Source organism: Microbispora sp. NPDC049125 (genome assembly GCF_040802045.1).
GTDB lineage: Bacteria > Actinomycetota > Actinomycetes > Streptosporangiales > Streptosporangiaceae > Microbispora.
Genome location: NZ_JBEZDW010000109.1, coordinates 1 through 1,771, shown reverse-complemented (window position 1 = coordinate 1,771; position 1,771 = coordinate 1). Strand labels below are relative to the sequence as shown.

The following is a 1,771-nucleotide window of genomic DNA, read 5'->3' as shown; positions in this document are numbered from 1 at the left end:
GGGTGGTCGCAGACGGCCTGGCCGACCAGGTGGTTGGAGATCGTCCACACCCGCAGGTTGTACTTGGCCAGCACCTCCCGCTTGCGCTCGACGTAGGAGTCGTCCGCGACGGCCTTGTCGACCTCGAAGTGGTCGCCCCAGCAGGCGATCTCCAGGCCGTCGTAGCCCCACTCGGAGGCGAGCCGGCACACCTCCTCGAAGGGCAGGTCCGCCCACTGCCCGGTGAACAACGTGATCGGTCGCGTCATCGCCCTCTCCTCACTCCGAAACCGTCACTGCGAAACTTCTCACCGCGAGACTTCTCACCGCGAGACTTCTCACCGCGAGACTCCTCGCTACACAACCGCGGTCCAGCGGGAGTCCGCCGCCGCGCTGGCCTCCACCGCGGCGAGAACCTGCTGCACCCGCAGCCCGTCGTCGAACGACGGGGTGGGGTCGGCACCCTCGGCCACCGCCTCCAGGAAGTCCTTCACCTCGTGGACGAACGTGTGGTCGTACCCGAGCCCGTGCCCCGGCGGCCACCACGCCCCCGCATACGGGTGATCCGGCTCGGTCACCAGGATCCGCCGGAACCCCGCGTCGGGCTCGGTGGCATCGTGGAACCACAGCTCGTTCATGGCCTCGAAGTCGAACGACAGGCTGCCCAGGGAGCCGTTGACCTCGATGCGCAGCGCGTTCTTGCGCCCGGTGGCGAAGCGGGTGGCCTCGAAGGATCCCAGCGCGCCGCCCTCGAACCTGCCGATGAACAGCGCGGCGTCGTCCACCGTGACCTCGCCCTTGGCGTCCGTATTGCTTCCGGCCGCCAGGCCGCTGGAGACCTCCGCCAGGGGCCTCTCCTTGATGAAGGTCTCGGTGATCGCCGATACGCCGGTCAGCAGGCTTCCGATGATGAACTGGGCGGTGTCCACGGCGTGGGCGCCGATGTCGCCCAGCGCCCCCGACCCGGCCTTGTCCTTCTGCAGCCGCCACACGAGGGGGAAGTCCGGGTCCACGATCCAGTCCTGAAGGTACTGGGCGCGTACGTGCCGGATCTCCCCCAGCCGCCCGTCGGCGACGAGCCGGCGGGCCAGGGCGACGGCGGGCACCCTGCGGTAGTTGAACGCGACCATGCTCCGCACGCCCCGCGCCGCCGCCTCACGCGCCGCCGCGGCCATGGCCTCGGCCTCCGCGACGCTGTTGGCCAGCGGCTTCTCGCACACCACGTGCTTGCCCGCGGCGAGTGCGGCGATGGCGATCTCCGCGTGGGAGTCGCCCGGCGTGCACACGTCCACGATCGACACGTCGTCGCGCTCGATCAGCCGCTTCCAGTCGGTCTCGACCGCGGCCCAGCCCAGCGAGGCCGCCGCTGCCGCCGTGCGGTCCGGGGACCTGCCGGAGAGGACGGCCATCACCGGCCTGACCGGCAGGTCGAAGAACGCGCCGACGTTGCGCCATGCCTGCGAGTGCACGCGTCCCATGAACGCGTACCCCACCATGCCGACTCCGAGCGCCGGCCTGTTGTCTGTCACTGAATCTCCTCCTAGATCAGGATTCGAAGCCAAGGGGCAGGTAGTCCTGCGCGTTGTCCTTGGTGATGGTCTCTGAGGCGAGGGTGATCGACTGCGGGATCTCCTTCTCCAGCAGGTCGCTCATGCCCTTGCCCTGGCCGAGCAGGCGGGCCAGCTTGATGGCGGACGCGGCCATGGTCGGGCTGTAGGTGACCGTGGCCTTCAGCACGCCGTTGTCGGCCTGGATGTCGCGCATCGCGTTGGCCGAACCGGCGCCGCCGACC

The 1,771-nt window shown here is 69.7% G+C and carries 1 protein-coding gene and 2 pseudogenes; all 3 read right to left on the bottom strand.

Features of this window, described 5'->3' with window-relative positions; translation table 11 throughout:
- Positions 1 to 248 (bottom strand): annotated as a pseudogene (locus tag AB0B72_RS40190) (sugar phosphate isomerase/epimerase); the annotation flags it as partial.
- An 87-nt stretch (positions 249 to 335) separates the two neighbouring features.
- The gene (locus AB0B72_RS40185) at positions 336 to 1,508 is read right to left on the bottom strand and encodes a Gfo/Idh/MocA family protein (RefSeq protein ID WP_367745057.1); all 1,173 of its coding nucleotides are present in this window, start codon (positions 1,506 to 1,508) and stop codon (positions 336 to 338) included.
- 16 nt (positions 1,509 to 1,524) lie between these two features.
- Positions 1,525 to 1,771, bottom strand: a pseudogene (locus AB0B72_RS40180) (sugar ABC transporter substrate-binding protein); the annotation flags it as partial.